The following is a 704-nucleotide window of genomic DNA, read 5'->3' as shown; positions in this document are numbered from 1 at the left end:
TTCTGTAAGGTTGCGGACAACAAGTTCAGTGCGGCCGGCGGCCCTCAGAAGCTCGAGGAGATCATCAATGAGTTCCTCAAGTGGGCAGCGGCCTAACAATTCATTCAAGCCGACACCGCTCCGCGGCGCGGCTTAACTCTGGCGTTAGGCGACACGGATGAAGCGCGATCAACTGATAGTCGGTGTCCTCATCGCAACGTGGCCAATTGCTGGCCTGATCGAGCCTTTCACACCGAGCTACGGGCAAATCTATAACGAGGCTTCACTCGGCCACGCGCTAGTGCTCGCCATTCTGCTCTTTGCCTGGTGTAAGGCCCATGCATCGGAGCGAGGAGTGCCGGCGCCGACCGGCGCGCCGTTGCTAGTGGCCTTGCTCGCGCCCGTCGGGCTTCCGTACTATTTCTTCAGATCCTTTACATGGAGGCGAGCTTCCGTAGGTCTGGCCAAGGCGCTGCTGGTCTTCATGGGGTGTTGCGTGTTGTATGTCGGCGGCATGTATGTGGGGTCTCGGCTCGCCGCCTAACAATTCATTCAAGCCGACACCGCTCCGCGGTGCGGCTTAACTCAGGCGTTAGGCGAGTTGTCGCCGCTGTGCAGCCGTAAGGGCGTAGAGCCGCGCAGGTTGCGGATGCGTGGCGGGCGACTTCGCTAGCCCCTAGTCGCTCTTGTTGGGTACCGGCTCCGGAAAGGGGAGGGGCTGGTTC

General features: G+C 60.8%; 2 protein-coding genes. Both read left to right on the top strand.

Annotated elements, in window-relative coordinates; all coding sequences use genetic code 11:
- Nucleotides 1-96, top strand: a 96-nt coding sequence (locus tag AB4Y64_RS17715) for an Imm53 family immunity protein (protein WP_441817755.1), incomplete at its 5' end; no start/stop codon positions are given.
- Between the two features lie 61 nt (nt 97-157).
- On the top strand, nt 158-523 hold the full coding sequence (locus AB4Y64_RS17710) for a hypothetical protein (RefSeq protein ID WP_441817763.1): 366 nt from the start codon (nt 158-160) through the stop codon (nt 521-523).
- Nucleotides 524-704: the final 181 nt, after the last annotated feature.

Origin of the sequence: Lysobacter sp. TAF61 (genome assembly GCF_052113485.1) — a bacterium.
Lineage (GTDB): Bacteria > Pseudomonadota > Gammaproteobacteria > Xanthomonadales > Xanthomonadaceae > Lysobacter_J.
This window is presented reverse-complemented; position numbering and strand designations above follow the sequence as displayed.

Excerpts from the sequence above, each read along its gene's own strand:
- AB4Y64_RS17710 (WP_441817763.1), top strand. The coding sequence starts at position 158 with ATGAAGCGCGATCAACTGATAGTCGGTGTCCTCATCGCAACGTGGCCA.